The 13388-nt window shown below is 57.9% G+C and carries 13 protein-coding genes and 1 pseudogene; 3 read left to right on the forward strand and 11 right to left on the reverse strand.

Annotated elements, in window-relative coordinates:
• The first annotated feature begins 89 nt into the window (after nucleotides 1–89).
• Entirely contained in the window at nucleotides 90–914 is an 825-nt protein-coding gene (locus tag AAAC48_RS28760; RefSeq protein WP_100002406.1) for a carbohydrate ABC transporter permease, read from the forward strand.
• Nucleotides 915–940: 26 nt separating this feature from the next.
• Nucleotides 941–2014 carry a sn-glycerol-3-phosphate ABC transporter ATP-binding protein UgpC gene (gene ugpC / locus AAAC48_RS28765; protein WP_340657455.1) on the forward strand — a complete coding sequence of 358 codons (1074 nt, stop codon included), beginning with the start codon at nucleotides 941–943 and terminating at the stop codon, nucleotides 2012–2014.
• Here the strand turns inward: ugpC and AAAC48_RS28770 are convergent.
• The 10 genes from AAAC48_RS28770 to AAAC48_RS28815 all read right to left on the reverse strand — a co-directional run bounded on the left by AAAC48_RS28770 (nucleotide 2011) and on the right by AAAC48_RS28815 (nucleotide 12093).
• Nucleotides 2011–2760, reverse strand: a complete 750-nt coding sequence (locus tag AAAC48_RS28770; RefSeq protein WP_340657456.1) for an FAD-binding oxidoreductase — start codon at nucleotides 2758–2760, stop codon at nucleotides 2011–2013. The genes ugpC and AAAC48_RS28770 overlap by 4 nt on opposite strands.
• A 2-nt stretch (nucleotides 2761–2762) precedes the next feature.
• Nucleotides 2763–3368, reverse strand: coding sequence for a sulfite oxidase-like oxidoreductase (locus tag AAAC48_RS28775; RefSeq protein ID WP_340657457.1), 606 nt, complete (start codon nucleotides 3366–3368; stop codon nucleotides 2763–2765).
• A gap of 112 nt (nucleotides 3369–3480) precedes the next feature.
• Nucleotides 3481–3972, reverse strand: a complete 492-nt coding sequence (locus AAAC48_RS28780; protein ID WP_340657458.1) for an ester cyclase — start codon at nucleotides 3970–3972, stop codon at nucleotides 3481–3483.
• Between the two features lie 21 nt (nucleotides 3973–3993).
• Entirely contained in the window at nucleotides 3994–5421 is a 1428-nt protein-coding gene (locus AAAC48_RS28785) for a gamma-aminobutyraldehyde dehydrogenase (protein WP_340657459.1), read from the reverse strand.
• 22 nt (nucleotides 5422–5443) lie between these two features.
• Nucleotides 5444–6253: an ABC transporter permease gene (locus AAAC48_RS28790; RefSeq protein ID WP_340657460.1), complete on the reverse strand. Its 810-nt coding sequence runs from the start codon at nucleotides 6251–6253 to the stop codon at nucleotides 5444–5446.
• Nucleotides 6243–7196, reverse strand: a complete 954-nt coding sequence (locus tag AAAC48_RS28795) for an ABC transporter permease (RefSeq protein ID WP_340657461.1) — start codon at nucleotides 7194–7196, stop codon at nucleotides 6243–6245. The genes AAAC48_RS28790 and AAAC48_RS28795 overlap by 11 nt, the downstream gene beginning before the upstream one ends.
• Complete coding sequence (locus tag AAAC48_RS28800; RefSeq protein ID WP_340657462.1) at nucleotides 7193–8194, reverse strand: ABC transporter ATP-binding protein; 1002 nt, start codon at nucleotides 8192–8194, stop codon at nucleotides 7193–7195. The genes AAAC48_RS28795 and AAAC48_RS28800 overlap by 4 nt, the downstream gene beginning before the upstream one ends.
• A gap of 271 nt (nucleotides 8195–8465) precedes the next feature.
• Nucleotides 8466–9533, reverse strand: coding sequence for an IS110 family transposase (locus AAAC48_RS28805; protein WP_340657463.1), 1068 nt, complete (start codon nucleotides 9531–9533; stop codon nucleotides 8466–8468).
• Nucleotides 9534–9895: 362 nt separating this feature from the next.
• Nucleotides 9896–11056, reverse strand: a complete 1161-nt coding sequence (locus tag AAAC48_RS28810) for an ABC transporter substrate-binding protein (RefSeq protein ID WP_340657464.1) — start codon at nucleotides 11054–11056, stop codon at nucleotides 9896–9898.
• A gap of 128 nt (nucleotides 11057–11184) precedes the next feature.
• Nucleotides 11185–12093, reverse strand: a complete 909-nt coding sequence (locus tag AAAC48_RS28815) for a LysR family transcriptional regulator (RefSeq protein ID WP_340657465.1) — start codon at nucleotides 12091–12093, stop codon at nucleotides 11185–11187.
• A 121-nt stretch (nucleotides 12094–12214) separates the two neighbouring features.
• On the opposite strand from AAAC48_RS28815, the gene AAAC48_RS28820 reads away from it, so the two are divergent.
• Nucleotides 12215–13063: a FadR/GntR family transcriptional regulator gene (locus AAAC48_RS28820; RefSeq protein ID WP_340657466.1), complete on the forward strand. Its 849-nt coding sequence runs from the start codon at nucleotides 12215–12217 to the stop codon at nucleotides 13061–13063.
• A gap of 194 nt (nucleotides 13064–13257) precedes the next feature.
• Here AAAC48_RS28820 and AAAC48_RS28825 read toward each other — a convergent pair.
• Nucleotides 13258–13388: pseudogene (locus AAAC48_RS28825) on the reverse strand (GguC protein); the annotation flags it as partial.

Here is a 13388-nt window from a genome sequence, read left to right on the forward strand (position 1 = left end):
GTCGTCTTCTTTATCGTCATCATCACCATGTCGCTCGCGCTGCTCTATCTGCGCCAGCGGACAAAGTGGAACAGCTGAGGAGACAAACCATGGCGCGCCGCAATCTGCTCAAATCTGTAGGTACAGCCTTCATCGTCTTCGTGATCGTTTCACCGGCAATCTTCTTCTTTCTGTGGATGCTGTCGCTATCGCTGAAATACGAAATCGACAACGGGGCCTATCCGCCAATCTTCATTCCGGAGCATTTTGCCTGGTCGAATTATACCGACATCTTCGCCACCAATGATTTCCTGCACTATTTCTGGAACAGCCTCCTAGTGACGGGCACCGCAACCCTGCTGGCACTGCTCGTTGGTGTTCCTGCCGGCTACGGTATAGCCCGCCTGCGCGCAGACAAGGCGGCGATCGTTGTCATGATCGCCCGCATGACGCCGGGCCTGTCCTATCTGATCCCGCTCTTCCTGCTGTTCCAGACCTTGGGCCTGCTTGGTACGCTCTGGCCGCAGATCATCATCCACCTCGTCGTAACGGTACCGATCGTCATCTGGATCATGATCGGATATTTCGAAACCACGCCGATGGAACTTGAGGAAGCAGCGATGATCGACGGTGCGACCTCGTGGCAGGTGTTCCGTATGGTAGCCTTGCCGATCGCGAAACCTGGCATCGTCGTGTCGCTGATCCTGGCAGTCATCTTCTCGTGGAACAATTTCGTCTTCGGTATCGTGCTTGCCAGCCGCGAAACGCGAACGCTGCCGGTTGCTGTTTATAACATGCTGTCGTTCGAACAGGTTAGTTGGGGGCCGCTTGCCGCCGCTGCATTTGTGGTAACGCTGCCGGTGCTGCTTCTTACGGTCTTTGCACAACGCCAAATCATTGCCGGTCTTACTGCCGGTGCCGTCAAGGGCGGCTAATTCAGGATTAGAACAGGGAGGGTCGCATGGCCTCGGTCTCCATCAGGGACGTCACCAAGACTTACGGCAATGTCAACGTCATGCATGGCGTTTCGGTTGACATCGAAGACGGCGAGTTCGTCATCCTTGTCGGACCTTCCGGCTGCGGGAAATCGACACTGCTGCGCATGATCGCCGGTCTTGAAGAGATCACCGGTGGTGAGATCGCCATCGGCAGCCGCGTCGTCAATGATCTGCCGGCAAAGGAGCGCGATATCGCCATGGTGTTCCAGAATTATGCGCTTTATCCGCACATGACTGTTGCGGACAATATGGGCTTCGCGCTGATGCTGAAGAATGCGCCGAAACAGGAGAAGGAAAGCCGCGTCGGACGTGCTGCCGAAATCCTCGGTCTCGAAAAACTGCTTGACCGGTTTCCGCGCCAGCTTTCCGGAGGTCAGCGCCAGCGCGTCGCCATGGGCCGTGCAATCGTGCGGGATCCGCAGGTGTTCCTGTTCGACGAACCGCTTTCCAATCTCGACGCCAAGCTTCGTGTGCAGATGCGCAGTGAAATCAAGGGTTTGCACCAGCGTCTTGGCACAACGATTGTCTATGTGACCCACGACCAAATCGAAGCCATGACCATGGCCGACAAGATCGTCGTGATGAAGGACGGTCTTGTCGAACAGATCGGTACGCCGCTCGATCTTTACGACTATCCCGCAAACCTGTTTGTGGCCGGTTTTATCGGCTCGCCGGCGATGAATTTCATCAAGGGCAAGGTCGAAGGTGGTGCATTTGTCACTCCAGACGGCATCAGATTGCCGTTGCCAAAGGGCGCGGGCTCACCCACGGCTGCTGAAGCGACTTACGGCATCCGCCCCGAGCACATCAGGATTGCCGACCAGGGAATTCCGGTCAAAGTCGATGTGGTCGAACCGACGGGCTCCGAGATCATGGTGGTCGGCAAGATCGGCAATCAGGAGATTTCTTGTCTGTTCCGCGATCGTCTGTCGATCAGGCCAGGCGACACCCTCTATGTCGCAATTGACCCGGCGACCAGCCATCTGTTCGACATGGCGAGCGGCGCACGCATAGGCAGCAAGCCACTACCGAATTAGACACCGTAGCGCTCGGTTCGGATGACACCGGCGGGAACATCCGCCGCAATCAGCGCGTCGGTGGCCGTGGTGACGAAGGCATTGGAGCCACAGACGAATACCTGTTTTGGGGGCGATGGCATGCGGCGCAGCAGTTCCGCGACCATCGCCGGATCGATGCGCCGGTCGTAGTCGGCATTATGTGCCGCATGCTCGCGCGTAAGGGTCAGGGCAAGATCGAAACCATTGCCTTCCTGCTTGAGGGCCAGCAGTCCTTCGCGGAAAATCAGTTCGTCCCATGTTCGCGCAGAATAGAGCAGCATGACGGGCGTTGAAGCATTCTGCACGGCGCGGTGACGTATCATCGCAGCCAGCGGCACCACGCCGGAGCCACCGCCGATCAGCAGGAGCGGCCCACCATCCTCAACGGTCCAGATGAAATGCCCGCCGATAGGACCGCGCAAATCGATCTCATCGCCAATTGTCGCGACGTCATGGAAGAAGGTGGAGACTTCGCCGTTATCGAGCCGCTCGATCGCAAGCTCAATCAAATCGCCACTTTCGGGCGTCGAGGCGATCGAATAGCTGCGCTGCGCCTGATAGCCATCTGGGGCGCTCAAACGAACATCGACATGCTGACCCGGTCTGTACGAGAAGGGAAGCGACGGCTGGAAGAAGAAGCTGGTAACGCGCGGTGTCTGCCTGACGATTCCACTGATGGTTGCCTTTTGCCACTTCGCCTGCGTGGCGACTACCTGCTCCTGCATTCTCAATCGCCGGTGTAGCGCTGCTCGCGCCACGGGTCACCATAGATATGGTAGCCGCGTAGTTCCCAAAATCCGGGTTCATCGCGTGTGGTGAACTGCAGGCCATTGATCCACTTCGCCGATTTCCAGAAGTAGAGGTGCGGGACGAGCAGGCGGGCGGGGCCGCCGTGGTCCGGGGTCAGCGGCTTGCCGTCGTAATGTGTCGCGATCATCGCCTTGCCGCCAAGAAGATCTTTCGCAGGCACATTGGTCGTATAGCCGTCGTAAGAATGCGCGAGCGTGAAATCCGTCGGGGGTTCAAGGCCCGCCTGTGCAAGAATGTCGTCGATCAGCACGCCCTGCCACGGCGTATCGAGCTTCGACCAGGCGGTAACGCAATGGATGTCGCGGGTAAATTTGGTCTGCGGCAGCGCATTGAATTCGGACCAGCTCCATTTGATGACCGGCTTTGGCCCGACCTTGATCGTGAAGGACCAGTCCTCGGTGCGTATGCGGGGTGTCGGACCGGCCGACAGGACCGGAAAATCCTCGGTCAGCGATTGGCCTGGCGGAATACGATCTGTGATTTCCGGCGGTTGCCGCCGGCCGGTAAAGCCGCGTGTTGTCATTGGTTGTGCACTCCTGATGCGATACAACCACAGTTGGCACGTCCCGCCAAGACCGTCCCCGGCCAAAGGGTCGCGTCGTGCGGGACGGCGCAACCTTGTTGCAAATTTATGCCTACATCAGTCCAAGCTGCTTGTAGAACCCCAGAGCGTCGTAATAATCACTTTGCGAGATGATCTTGCCATCCTTAATGTCGAGGATCGAGGCCCCGGTAAACTTGAAATGCTTGCCAGTGGCGGCGGTGCCATCGGCCCAGGCGCCGGTATTGGTGCCTGAGAACTCCCATTCAAACGCGACCTTGTCGCCCGCGACCACTGGATCACCCTTCATGGTCCAGACTGCGTCAGGAACGGCATTCAGGAAATTATCAATTACACCGGTCTTTGCCGCATCTCTGCCCGTTACGGGCTTGCCGACAGACGCGTCGTAATAGGTAACATTGTCGGCGAAATAGGCCGCCGCCTTGGTCGAGTCATGGGCGTTCCACGCAGCGAGATAACCCTCAACAACCGCCGGGGCGGCGTCGGCGGCAAAGACCGCGGGCGTAAATAGAAATGCACTCAAACCCAAGGCACTGGCGGCCGCTAGTAGTTGACGGCGATGCATTTCAGTATCCTCCCTGTTGAATCAACCGTGGTTAATCATGATGTGACGCACGGCGGTATAATCCTCGAGTGCATAGACGGACATGTCCTTGCCATAGCCCGACTGCTTGACGCCGCCATGGGGCATTTCATTGGTCAGCATGAAGTGGGTATTGATCCAGGTGCAGCCGTATTGCAGGCGCGATGCTGCCTTCATTGCCTTGGAAATATCCTGCGTCCAGACTGAAGAAGCGAGGCCGTAATCACTGTCATTGGCCCAGGCGACAGCTTGGTCATCATCCTTGAAGCGCGTTACGGAAACCACCGGGCCAAAGACTTCGCGGCGGACGATCTCGTCTTCCTGCGTTGCGCCAGCAACAACGGTTGGCTGGAAGAAGAAGCCGTTCTTGCTGCCTGCAGCGCCACCGGTGGTAATCTCTATATGCTTCAGCTCGGTTGCGCGTTCGACGAAGCTTGCCACCCGGTCGCGCTGACGTCCCGAGATCAGCGGGCCTATTTCGTTGACCGTATCGTCGTCCTGATTGTAGCGAATTGTGGAGACGGCGGAGGTGAGGTCGGCAACGAGTTTTTCATAGATGCCATCCTGCGCATAGATACGGCAGGCGGCGGTGCAGTCCTGCCCGGCATTGTAATAGCCAAAAGTGCGGATGCCATTGACAACCGCTTCCAGATCGGCGTCGTTGTAGACAAGGACGGGCGCCTTGCCGCCAAGTTCCAGATGCGTGCGTTTCACGGTTTTTGCCGCCGCCTGCAGCACCTTTTTTCCGGTGGCGATATCACCGGTGATCGAGACCATGCCGATCTTCGGATGGTTGATCAGTGCATTGCCGACCGTTTCGCCGCGACCGAGGATGACGTTGACGACGCCCTCCGGCAGAATATGTGCCAGCAGCCGCGCCATTTTCAACGCAGTAAGGGGGGTCTGTTCCGACGGCTTGAACACAACCGTATTGCCACCGGCGATAGCGGGCGCCAGCTTCCATGCCATCATCATCAGTGGGTAGTTCCAGGGAGCGATCGAGCCGACAATACCAATCGCGTCGCGGCGGATCATCGAGGTATGGCCCGGCAGATATTCGCCAGCGACGGGAGAGGTAAGGGTCCGCACGGCACCGGCGAAGAAACGCCAGCAATCAATGATCGCAGGCAACTCGTCGTTGCGCACCGCATTGATCGGCTTGCCGCAGTTGAGGGCTTCGAGTGCAGCGAAATCATCGGCGTGCTTCTCGATGGCATCGGCGATCTTGAGCAGGTATCCCGATCGTTCGGCAGGAGTGGTCCGAGACCAACTGGCAAAGGCCTTATCCGCGGCGTCGACAGCCGCATCGATCTGGCTATGGGAGGCCTCGGCAAGGTCGATGATCTTGGCCCCGGTCTTTGGATTGAGCACGTGCTCCTCCGCTTCCGTTCCAGCTTCGAACTTCGAGCCGATCAGCAATTTCGTATCCATGACTTGTTCTCCCAAACGTAAGTTATTTGCCTGATCCAGCGATCTGGTCGCCGTCACGGGTGAGGTAGTAGGCAGCGAGGATCGGCAGGAAGGTTACAATCACCACGACCATTGCAACCACATTGGTCACGGGGCGTTGGCGTGGGCGGATCAGTTCCTGCAGCATCCAGATTGGCAAGGTCGATTGCTGACCGCCGGTGAAAGTGGTGACGATGACTTCATCGAAGGACAGGGCAAAGGCGAGCATGCCGCCGGCCAGAAGCGCGGTACCGATATTTGGCAAGATGACATATTGGAAGGTCTGGAAGCCGTTGGCCCCGAGATCCATCGAAGCTTCCATCAGCGAACCGGAGACACGGCGGAAACGGGCGACCGCATTGTTATAGACAACGACGATGCAGAAGGTTGCGTGGCCAAGGACGATTGTCCAGAACGAGAATGGAATATCCGCCAGGCTGAATGCCGAACGCAAGGCGATACCGGTGATAATGCCGGGGAGGGCGATGGGCAGGATCACCAGCAGCGATATGGTCTCGCGGCCAAAGAACCGCGTCTGGCTGACGGCTGCAGCACAAAGCGTTCCGAGCACCAGTGCAATGACGGTCGAAATTGACGCAACGCGCACTGACAGCGAAAGCGCTTGCCACACATCCGGCCTGCCCCATGTCACCGCGAACCATTGCAAGGTCAGGCCAGGGGGAGGGAACTGATAGCTCTTCTCCTCGGTTGTGAAGGCGTAAAGGAAGATGAGCAGCAGCGGCAGATGCAGGAAAAGCAGGCCGCCCGCGGCCGCAATCTTGAGTCCGAGGGGAGCAGAGCGATCAGAGCGCATCGAAAGCTCCCATGCGTCGTGCCATCCACAAATAGAAGCCCATGATGACGATGGGCACGACTGTGAATGCTGCAGCGAGCGGGATGTTGCCCGCTGTGCCTTGCTGGGCATACACCGCCTGGCCGATGAACAGCCGTGACGAGCCGATAATCTGCGGGATAATGTAATCACCGAGTGTCAGCGAGAAGGTGAAAATCGAGCCGGCAACGATGCCTGGCAGGGCCAGAGGAAACAGCACATGCCGGAAGGTCTGTTGCGGCGTGCCACCAAGGTCGGACGATGCTTCGATGAGGTTGGCGGGGACGCGCTCGAGTGCCGCCTGGATCGGAAGAATCATGAACGGCATCCACACGTAGACGAAGACGATGAACGTGCCGGTATAGCTGACCGAAAGGGAGTTGCCGCCGATGACGGGGAGCGAAAGCCAGGCGTCGAGAAGCCACAGGAGATTGAGCTTTGCCAGCACCCAGGTGAGAATGCCTTCCTTGGCAAGGATAAGTTTCCAGGCATAAATTTTGACGAGATAGCTCGACCAAAGCGGCAACATCACGCCGAGATAGAAGAACGCCTTCCATTTTCCCCGGGCGTAGCGGGCGGCGTAATAGGCGATGGGAAACGCAATGATGGCTGAAACCAGCGTTACGATCGTAGCCATCAACACGGTCCGGACAATAATGTCGAAATTGGCTTCGTTCAGGAGTTGCCTGTAGGTGGCAAGGGTGAATTCGTAGTTTATCAGTCCAGAATAGTCATCGATCGAGAAGAAGCTTTGCAGCAACAGCGCGAACAGTGAGCCGAGATAGATGATGCCGAGCCAGAGAAGCGGCGGCGCGAGGAGAATAGTGAGGAGCACATAGGGGTGCTTCCACAGAAAGTCCGAGATGCGGCTCGTCATACTGCCGCGATCCTGGAGTTTCGATCGTTGCTCGACAATCGTGCTCATGAAGCCTGATCCATCAAATGCAGGTCAGCACGATCGAAACTCAGAGTAACGGGATTGCCCTCGGACGGAATAGATGTCGCCGCCGGGCTCATGACATTGATCTTCGTGCCGTTGACACTGACCAGCACGCGATTGGCTGCGCCGAGGAAACTGCGCGACAATACGGTACCGTCGAGGACGAGCTTGCCATCGCCGCCGCGGCCCAGCGTAATCGCCTCCGGTCGGAGGCTTGCATATTGACTGGCAGCGCCCAGCTGTTTGACAAATTCAGGCGGCAGGACATTCGACGAACCCACGAAATCCGCCACAAAGCGCGTCTTAGGCTGCTTGTAGACCTCTTCCGGTGTGCCCAGTTGCTGGATCTTGCCGTCATTGAATACGGCGATGCGGTCGGCCATCGACAGTGCTTCACCCTGATCGTGCGTGACGAAGACAAAGGTGATGCCAAGTGTTTTCTGCAGGGATTTGAGCTCCTCCTGCATTTGCTCGCGCAGCTTGAGATCAAGCGCTCCGAGAGGTTCGTCGAGGAGCAGCACTTTCGGTTTATTGACCAGTGCGCGGGCAAGGGCCACGCGCTGACGCTGGCCACCCGAAAGCTGGCCGGGACGGCGGGTGCCGTAGCCGGGCAGCTTCACCATGGCGAGTGCATCTTCGGCTGCCTTGCGCCGCTCTTCCTTGCCGACCCCCTTCACCATCAGGCCATAGGCCACATTGTCGAGGATGCTCAAGTGGGGGAACAGCGCATAATCCTGGAACACGGTATTGACGCTGCGCTTGTAGGGCGGCACGCCTTCCGCAGTTTCGCCGAAAATCTCGATATGACCACCTGTCGGCTGTTCGAACCCCGCCATCAATCGCAGACACGTGGTCTTGCCCGAACCCGATGGGCCGAGCATTGCAAAGAATTCACCCTCGGCGATCGCGAGATCCACCGCGTCAACGGCGCGCACGGCACCGAAATGACGCGATACATTTTCAAACAGGACTGCGGCAGTCATGGCTTGCTCCAATGAAAGAACACAAGGGGCAAAGACATCGCTTTTCGCGGGGCTATCCTTGGGTTCGGTTAGGTTTTGACCGGCGTTTTGGCCAGCCGACTAAATTACTCCCTTTCGCAGAACAGTTGTTTGTTCCGCGGTTCTTGAACCATTCTCCAATCCGTGACCCTGATGCCTTTGCATGGCTTGGTCACATAGTGGCGTTCGGCTCCCGGCTTCCCATTCTCCGTTATGAGCGCAGCCCAGTCCTGCCGAGCTCGCTAGCAAGCCATCAGGACAGCCGGGATATCGTTGACGCGCCTTCCGTAGTGCTGATGCCACGCTGCTCGTAAGCGCGCTGGTCACGCAGGATCTGGAAGGCGATCGTCAAAAGCTTGCGCGCAATCGCAACACGCGCCTTGTTGGTTCCTCTGATCTTCAGATGCTCATATTGGGCTCGAAGCTGCGGATCGCTGGCGATGGCGGGAGCGACCGCCTCGACGAAAGCCCAGCGCAGCCACTTGTTGCCCTGCTTGATGATCTTGCCGTGCCAGGTCTTGCCACCGCTCGAATAGGTCGAGGGGATGAGGCCGGCATAGGCGGCAAGCTTCTTCGGTGTCCGGAACCGCGCTATGTCGTCGATCTCCGCGTCGATCAGCCGGGCAAAGAACTCGCCGATGCCGGGGATCGTCTTCAGCAACTTCACATTGGCATTGGCCTTGGTCATTGCCCGGATCGTTGCTTCCGACTGCTTGATCCGGACGTCGATGTCGCCGACAAAGGCCAGACCACGGTCGATCTGGATGCGATCGATCGGCGAGACCTTCACCTGCGCAAGCTGGACGCGGCCGGCCTTGCCGAACAGGTCGGCGATCTTCTTTAGCTGTGCCGTCTGCTCCGGGTAGCGATCAAAGACCGTCACGATTCGGTTCTTCGTCATCGTGCGCAGCCGCACGTAAAACATCCGCTCGCGAAGGGCGACGCGCAGTTCGCGGGCCCGCTCCCCGGGCGCCCAGGCCTCAGGGACGAGGTCGGCTCTGAGCAGATGCGCCAGCACGGTGGCGTCGATCTTGTCCGTCTTGATCTTGGCATCGGCGATCGCCTTGACCTTTAAGGGATGGGCGAGAACGACATCGTCACAAATGTCGTCGAGCCAGTCGTACATCACCATCCAGTTGCGGGTGGCCTCGACGACGGCATGCGAGTTCTCCCGGTATCGTTCAAGGAAGCCGCCAAGCGACTGGCGGTCGTTCTTCACCCTGCCAGAGCGCAGCGTCTTGCCGCTGCTGTCCTGCACCACGAGATGGCTGTAGGATTTGTGGTAATCCACCCCGATGTGGTAATCATAAGCTGCAGTCATGCTTCCAACTCCTCTATTGAGATCTTCGAAACCCCAATAGGGTAAGCCGAAAGGCTGGAAGTGTGACTGTCTCTCGATCATCATCTGCATCTCAATGATCTGTTCTCTCGGCGGACGCGGCCTCTTTCATGCCACCTCCGTTTGGGTGCGGGTTATCTCCCCCCTTGTGGGGGAGAACGGATTTTCTTGGTGTTAGCGCAGCTAACCCTCGGAAAATCCAAGAGAGGGGATTTGGCCCATACAGCAGATTATCCCCTCTCTTGCGATTTCTGGCACTTGAGCGTCGCGTCGCTCGCTAAGTTGCCGAAATCGCTTTCTCTCCCACAAGGGGAGAGATTGTCGGCATCGACTACTGTTGCCGATCAGCGTCCGCCGATCACGCCGATATAGTCTGAGACCCAGCGGTGATAGGGCACGCATTCGCTCTGTGTCTCACATTTTGACACCGGCGTTCTCCAGAACTTGATCTTGTCGAAGTCATTGTAACCGTTGGTTGCACAGCCTTCGTCCGTCAAAAGCTCGTTGCCCTTGCACGCCGCACCCACCGAAGGATTCGCGCCGAACCAGGCAGATACGTCACCCTGTACCTTCGGCGAAAGCGAATGTTCCATCCACTTATAGGCGCAGTTCGGATGCGGGCTGTCGGCATGCAGCATGGTCGTATCCGCCCATCCCGTGGCGCCCTCTTCAGGGACGACTGACGCGATGGGTTTCTTGTCGGCTTTCAGCAGATTGACCTGGAACGGCCACGAGCCCGAGGCGACGACACCTTCATTCTTGAAGTCGTCGATCTGGATCATGGCATCGTGCCAGTACCGCCCGGCCAGCGTCCGCTGGACGCGCAGGAGATCGAGTGCTGCCTTGTACTGATCCTCGTTCAGTTCGTAGGGGCTCTTGATGCCAAGCTCGGGCTTGTGGAACATGAGGTAGTTGGCGGCATCGGCAATATGAATCGGACCATCATAGGCCTGGATGCGCCCCTTGTTCGACTTGCCGTCCGGCAGCTTCATTTCCTCAAATACCACGTTCCAGCTCGTCGGCGCCTTATCCTTGAACACCTCCGTATTGTACATGAGCACGTTCGGGCCCCAGACATAGGGTACGCCATAGTGGACGCCCTTCACCGTGTGCCAGGGCGCATTCTGCATACGTTCATCAAGGGTCTTCCAGCTCGGAATAAGATCGGTGTTGATTGGCTGCACGCGCTTGCCTGCAACGAGACGCAGCGATGCGTCGCCCGATGCGGTGACAAGATCGAAGTCGCCTTCATTCATCAGCGCGACCATTTCATCAGAGGTTGCAGCGGTCTTGACGCTGACCTTGCAGCCGGTCTCTTTCTCGAAACCCGTGACCCAGTCGTAATTCTTGTCGGTCTCTCCCCGTTCGATATAGCCAGGCCATGCGACAATGGAGAGTTCACCTTCGCCCTTGCCAAGTTCCTGCAGCGCTTCCTGCGCGAGGACCTGCGAGCAAAAGGCAAGGGAAAGCGTCAGTGCGGTGCAGGATTTCAGGATCTGCTTCATCTCAATTCTCCCACTTGGACCGTATTTTACGGCCTATGTTCCCGGAAGAAAGAGTGCCTCGATTTCACCGTATTCGCAAATTCATTTATGGGATGGCCGATATCGGAAATTCCGATATCAGGTGTTTTCTAGCGGACGCGGCCGCTGCGCAGGGCCTCGGCTATCCCGACGAAATCGCGCGCCGCCTGCGGCAGGCTCGAACCCTTGCGCCAGACCATACCAACCTGCACCACAGGCAGCGCGCCGGATACGTCGCGGCTTTCGATGCGGTCGCCTTCGAGTGACCATGGCCGGTAGACGAGATCAGGCAGCAATGCAATTCCCGCGCCTGTCGCCACCAGGCTGCGCACCGCCTCGACCGAGCGAGTGCGGAAAGCGACGTGCGGCCGCGCGCCCAACGCCGTCAGCAACTTGCCGGTATTTTCCTCGATCTCGTCGACGGTCAGCATGATGAGCGGTTCGCTGACGATATCATTGATGGAAATAATGTCGGCGCTCACGAGCGGATGGCCAAGCGGCAACCAGAGCCTGTAAGGAGACGTCTCTATGATCTCCGCCTGCAGGGCCATGCGATCGCGCAGGTTGGAGATGACCATCACCGCGACATCGAGTTCACCACCGACCAGCAGATGTTCGAGATAGGAGCCATTGTCCTCAATGGCGCTGACCTCGACACCAGGACAGGCGCGGCGAAAGCGGGCAAGGAGATCGGAAAGCACGTAACCGGCCACTAGCGACGTGACGCCCAGGTTCAATTTGCCGCCCCGAACAGGCACTTCAGCGGAAAACGAGCGGCGTGCGTCGGAGACATCGGCCAGGATCTTGGTTGCATGCCGCAGAAACTGATGCCCGTTATAGGTAATATCCAGGCCGCGCGGGTGCCGTTCGAAGAGTTCGACACCGAGGTCAGTTTCGAGTTCTTTTACCGCCTCTGTGATCGATGATTGTGAAATCGACAGGTTTTGCGCGGCGCGTGTGATCGAACCCTGTTCAGCGACAGCAATGAAATACTGTAATTGCCGGAGTGTGAATGCCATGACGCGACTTAATACTGTGACTGGGCCGATTGGCAAGCGAACCGATCGGCGAAATGGGTTAGATAAAATATTGGCGATTGTTAATGATATTATAATATTATAAATAGATTTAGGAGGTTGCGTGACCGGCAGGGAGGCAAAGCCGCAGGCGCTTCAGGCGGCGGCGATTGTTGGTTGCTTTCCCCCATACACATGCAAGCAAATAGCAGGCAAAGAGTTGGCAGACAACGAACTCACCAATTATGATTTTCGCACGGCCGGGCAATCGCGCACGCATCATGGCCATGTCATGCGCGACCTTGGGCTGAAGATCATCAGCGGAGCCTATCCGGAGAACAGCATCCTACCGGGCGATGCGGAATTGCTGGAACGATTCGGAGTGTCGCGAACGGTGTTGCGCGAAGCCTTGAAGACGCTCGCCGCCAAGGGCTTGATCCAGCCAAAGGCCAAGATCGGCACGCGCGTACTCGAGCGTTCACGCTGGAACCTGTTCGATCCGGATATCCTCGTCTGGCATTTCGAAGCCGGGGCCAGCGCGCAATTTCTTTCGAGCATCGTTGAAATGCGGCTCGCCCTCGAGCCTGAGGCCGCAGGCCTTGCCGCTTTGCGGCGAACCGATGCGCAACTCGAGAAGCTGTATCATTGGGTCGAGAAAATGGGCGGCGCTCACGAATCCGCGCAGGATTTCGTCTTTAGCGATCTGCAATTTCATATAGCGATTGCAGATGCTTCCGGAAATCCGTTCATGCGCTCGATCAGCGCCCTGATTGAAGTGGCGCTTGTGACAACCTTCACAATCAGTTCACCGATACCCAACTCCGAAAGCCATATCACATCGGTTGCACGGCATGCAGCCATTGCCGATGCCATCAAGGCAGGCGACGTCGAGGCGGCCAAGGAAGCCATGCGCGTTGTCATTCGCGAGGGCGCAGAGCGCGTGCTCGCGGCGGGCCGAACCGCCGCGCGTTAATCAGACCAGCCGCCATCGACAATAAAGCCCTGTGCCGAGCACATCTTCGAATCATCGGAACCAAGAAACAGCGCCATACGGGAATGTCGTCGGGCAGCACCCGGCCGGTGAGACACAGGCTGGACCGCCTGAAATCAAAACCGGCTTGTCGGCAAGGCCTGGCAGCTGGCTGAATCCAGCCTTTGATGACGGGCTTACAGGGCTGTCACCTTGACCTTGGACGGCTTCTCGACCTTGAGGGGATTGCGCAAGGGGAGGCCAAACGCCGGCGCTTCGATCTCGAAGACGTCGCCGTTTTCCGCTTTCACGCCATCGGCAAAGGACA

The sequence above is a fragment of the Phyllobacterium sp. genome, assembly GCF_037994405.1.
Taxonomy (GTDB): Bacteria; Pseudomonadota; Alphaproteobacteria; order Rhizobiales; family Rhizobiaceae; genus Phyllobacterium.

Bases quoted from the DNA above. Each gene is read 5' to 3' on its own strand.
- AAAC48_RS28815 (WP_340657465.1), bottom strand. From the start codon at position 12,093: ATGGCATTCACACTCCGGCAATTACAGTATTTCATTGCTGTCGCTGAA.
- AAAC48_RS28810 (WP_340657464.1), bottom strand. From the start codon at position 11,056: ATGAAGCAGATCCTGAAATCCTGCACCGCACTGACGCTTTCCCTTGCC.
- AAAC48_RS28805 (WP_340657463.1), bottom strand. From the start codon at position 9,533: ATGACTGCAGCTTATGATTACCACATCGGGGTGGATTACCACAAATCC.
- AAAC48_RS28775 (WP_340657457.1), bottom strand. From the start codon at position 3,368: ATGACAACACGCGGCTTTACCGGCCGGCGGCAACCGCCGGAAATCACA.
- AAAC48_RS28790 (WP_340657460.1), bottom strand. From the start codon at position 6,253: ATGCGCTCTGATCGCTCTGCTCCCCTCGGACTCAAGATTGCGGCCGCG.
- AAAC48_RS28760 (WP_100002406.1), top strand. From the start codon at position 90: ATGGCGCGCCGCAATCTGCTCAAATCTGTAGGTACAGCCTTCATCGTC.
- AAAC48_RS28780 (WP_340657458.1), bottom strand. From the start codon at position 3,972: ATGCATCGCCGTCAACTACTAGCGGCCGCCAGTGCCTTGGGTTTGAGT.
- AAAC48_RS28795 (WP_340657461.1), bottom strand. From the start codon at position 7,196: ATGAGCACGATTGTCGAGCAACGATCGAAACTCCAGGATCGCGGCAGT.
- ugpC (WP_340657455.1), top strand. From the start codon at position 941: ATGGCCTCGGTCTCCATCAGGGACGTCACCAAGACTTACGGCAATGTC.
- AAAC48_RS28800 (WP_340657462.1), bottom strand. From the start codon at position 8,194: ATGACTGCCGCAGTCCTGTTTGAAAATGTATCGCGTCATTTCGGTGCC.
- AAAC48_RS28785 (WP_340657459.1), bottom strand. From the start codon at position 5,421: ATGGATACGAAATTGCTGATCGGCTCGAAGTTCGAAGCTGGAACGGAA.
- AAAC48_RS28770 (WP_340657456.1), bottom strand. From the start codon at position 2,760: ATGCAGGAGCAGGTAGTCGCCACGCAGGCGAAGTGGCAAAAGGCAACC.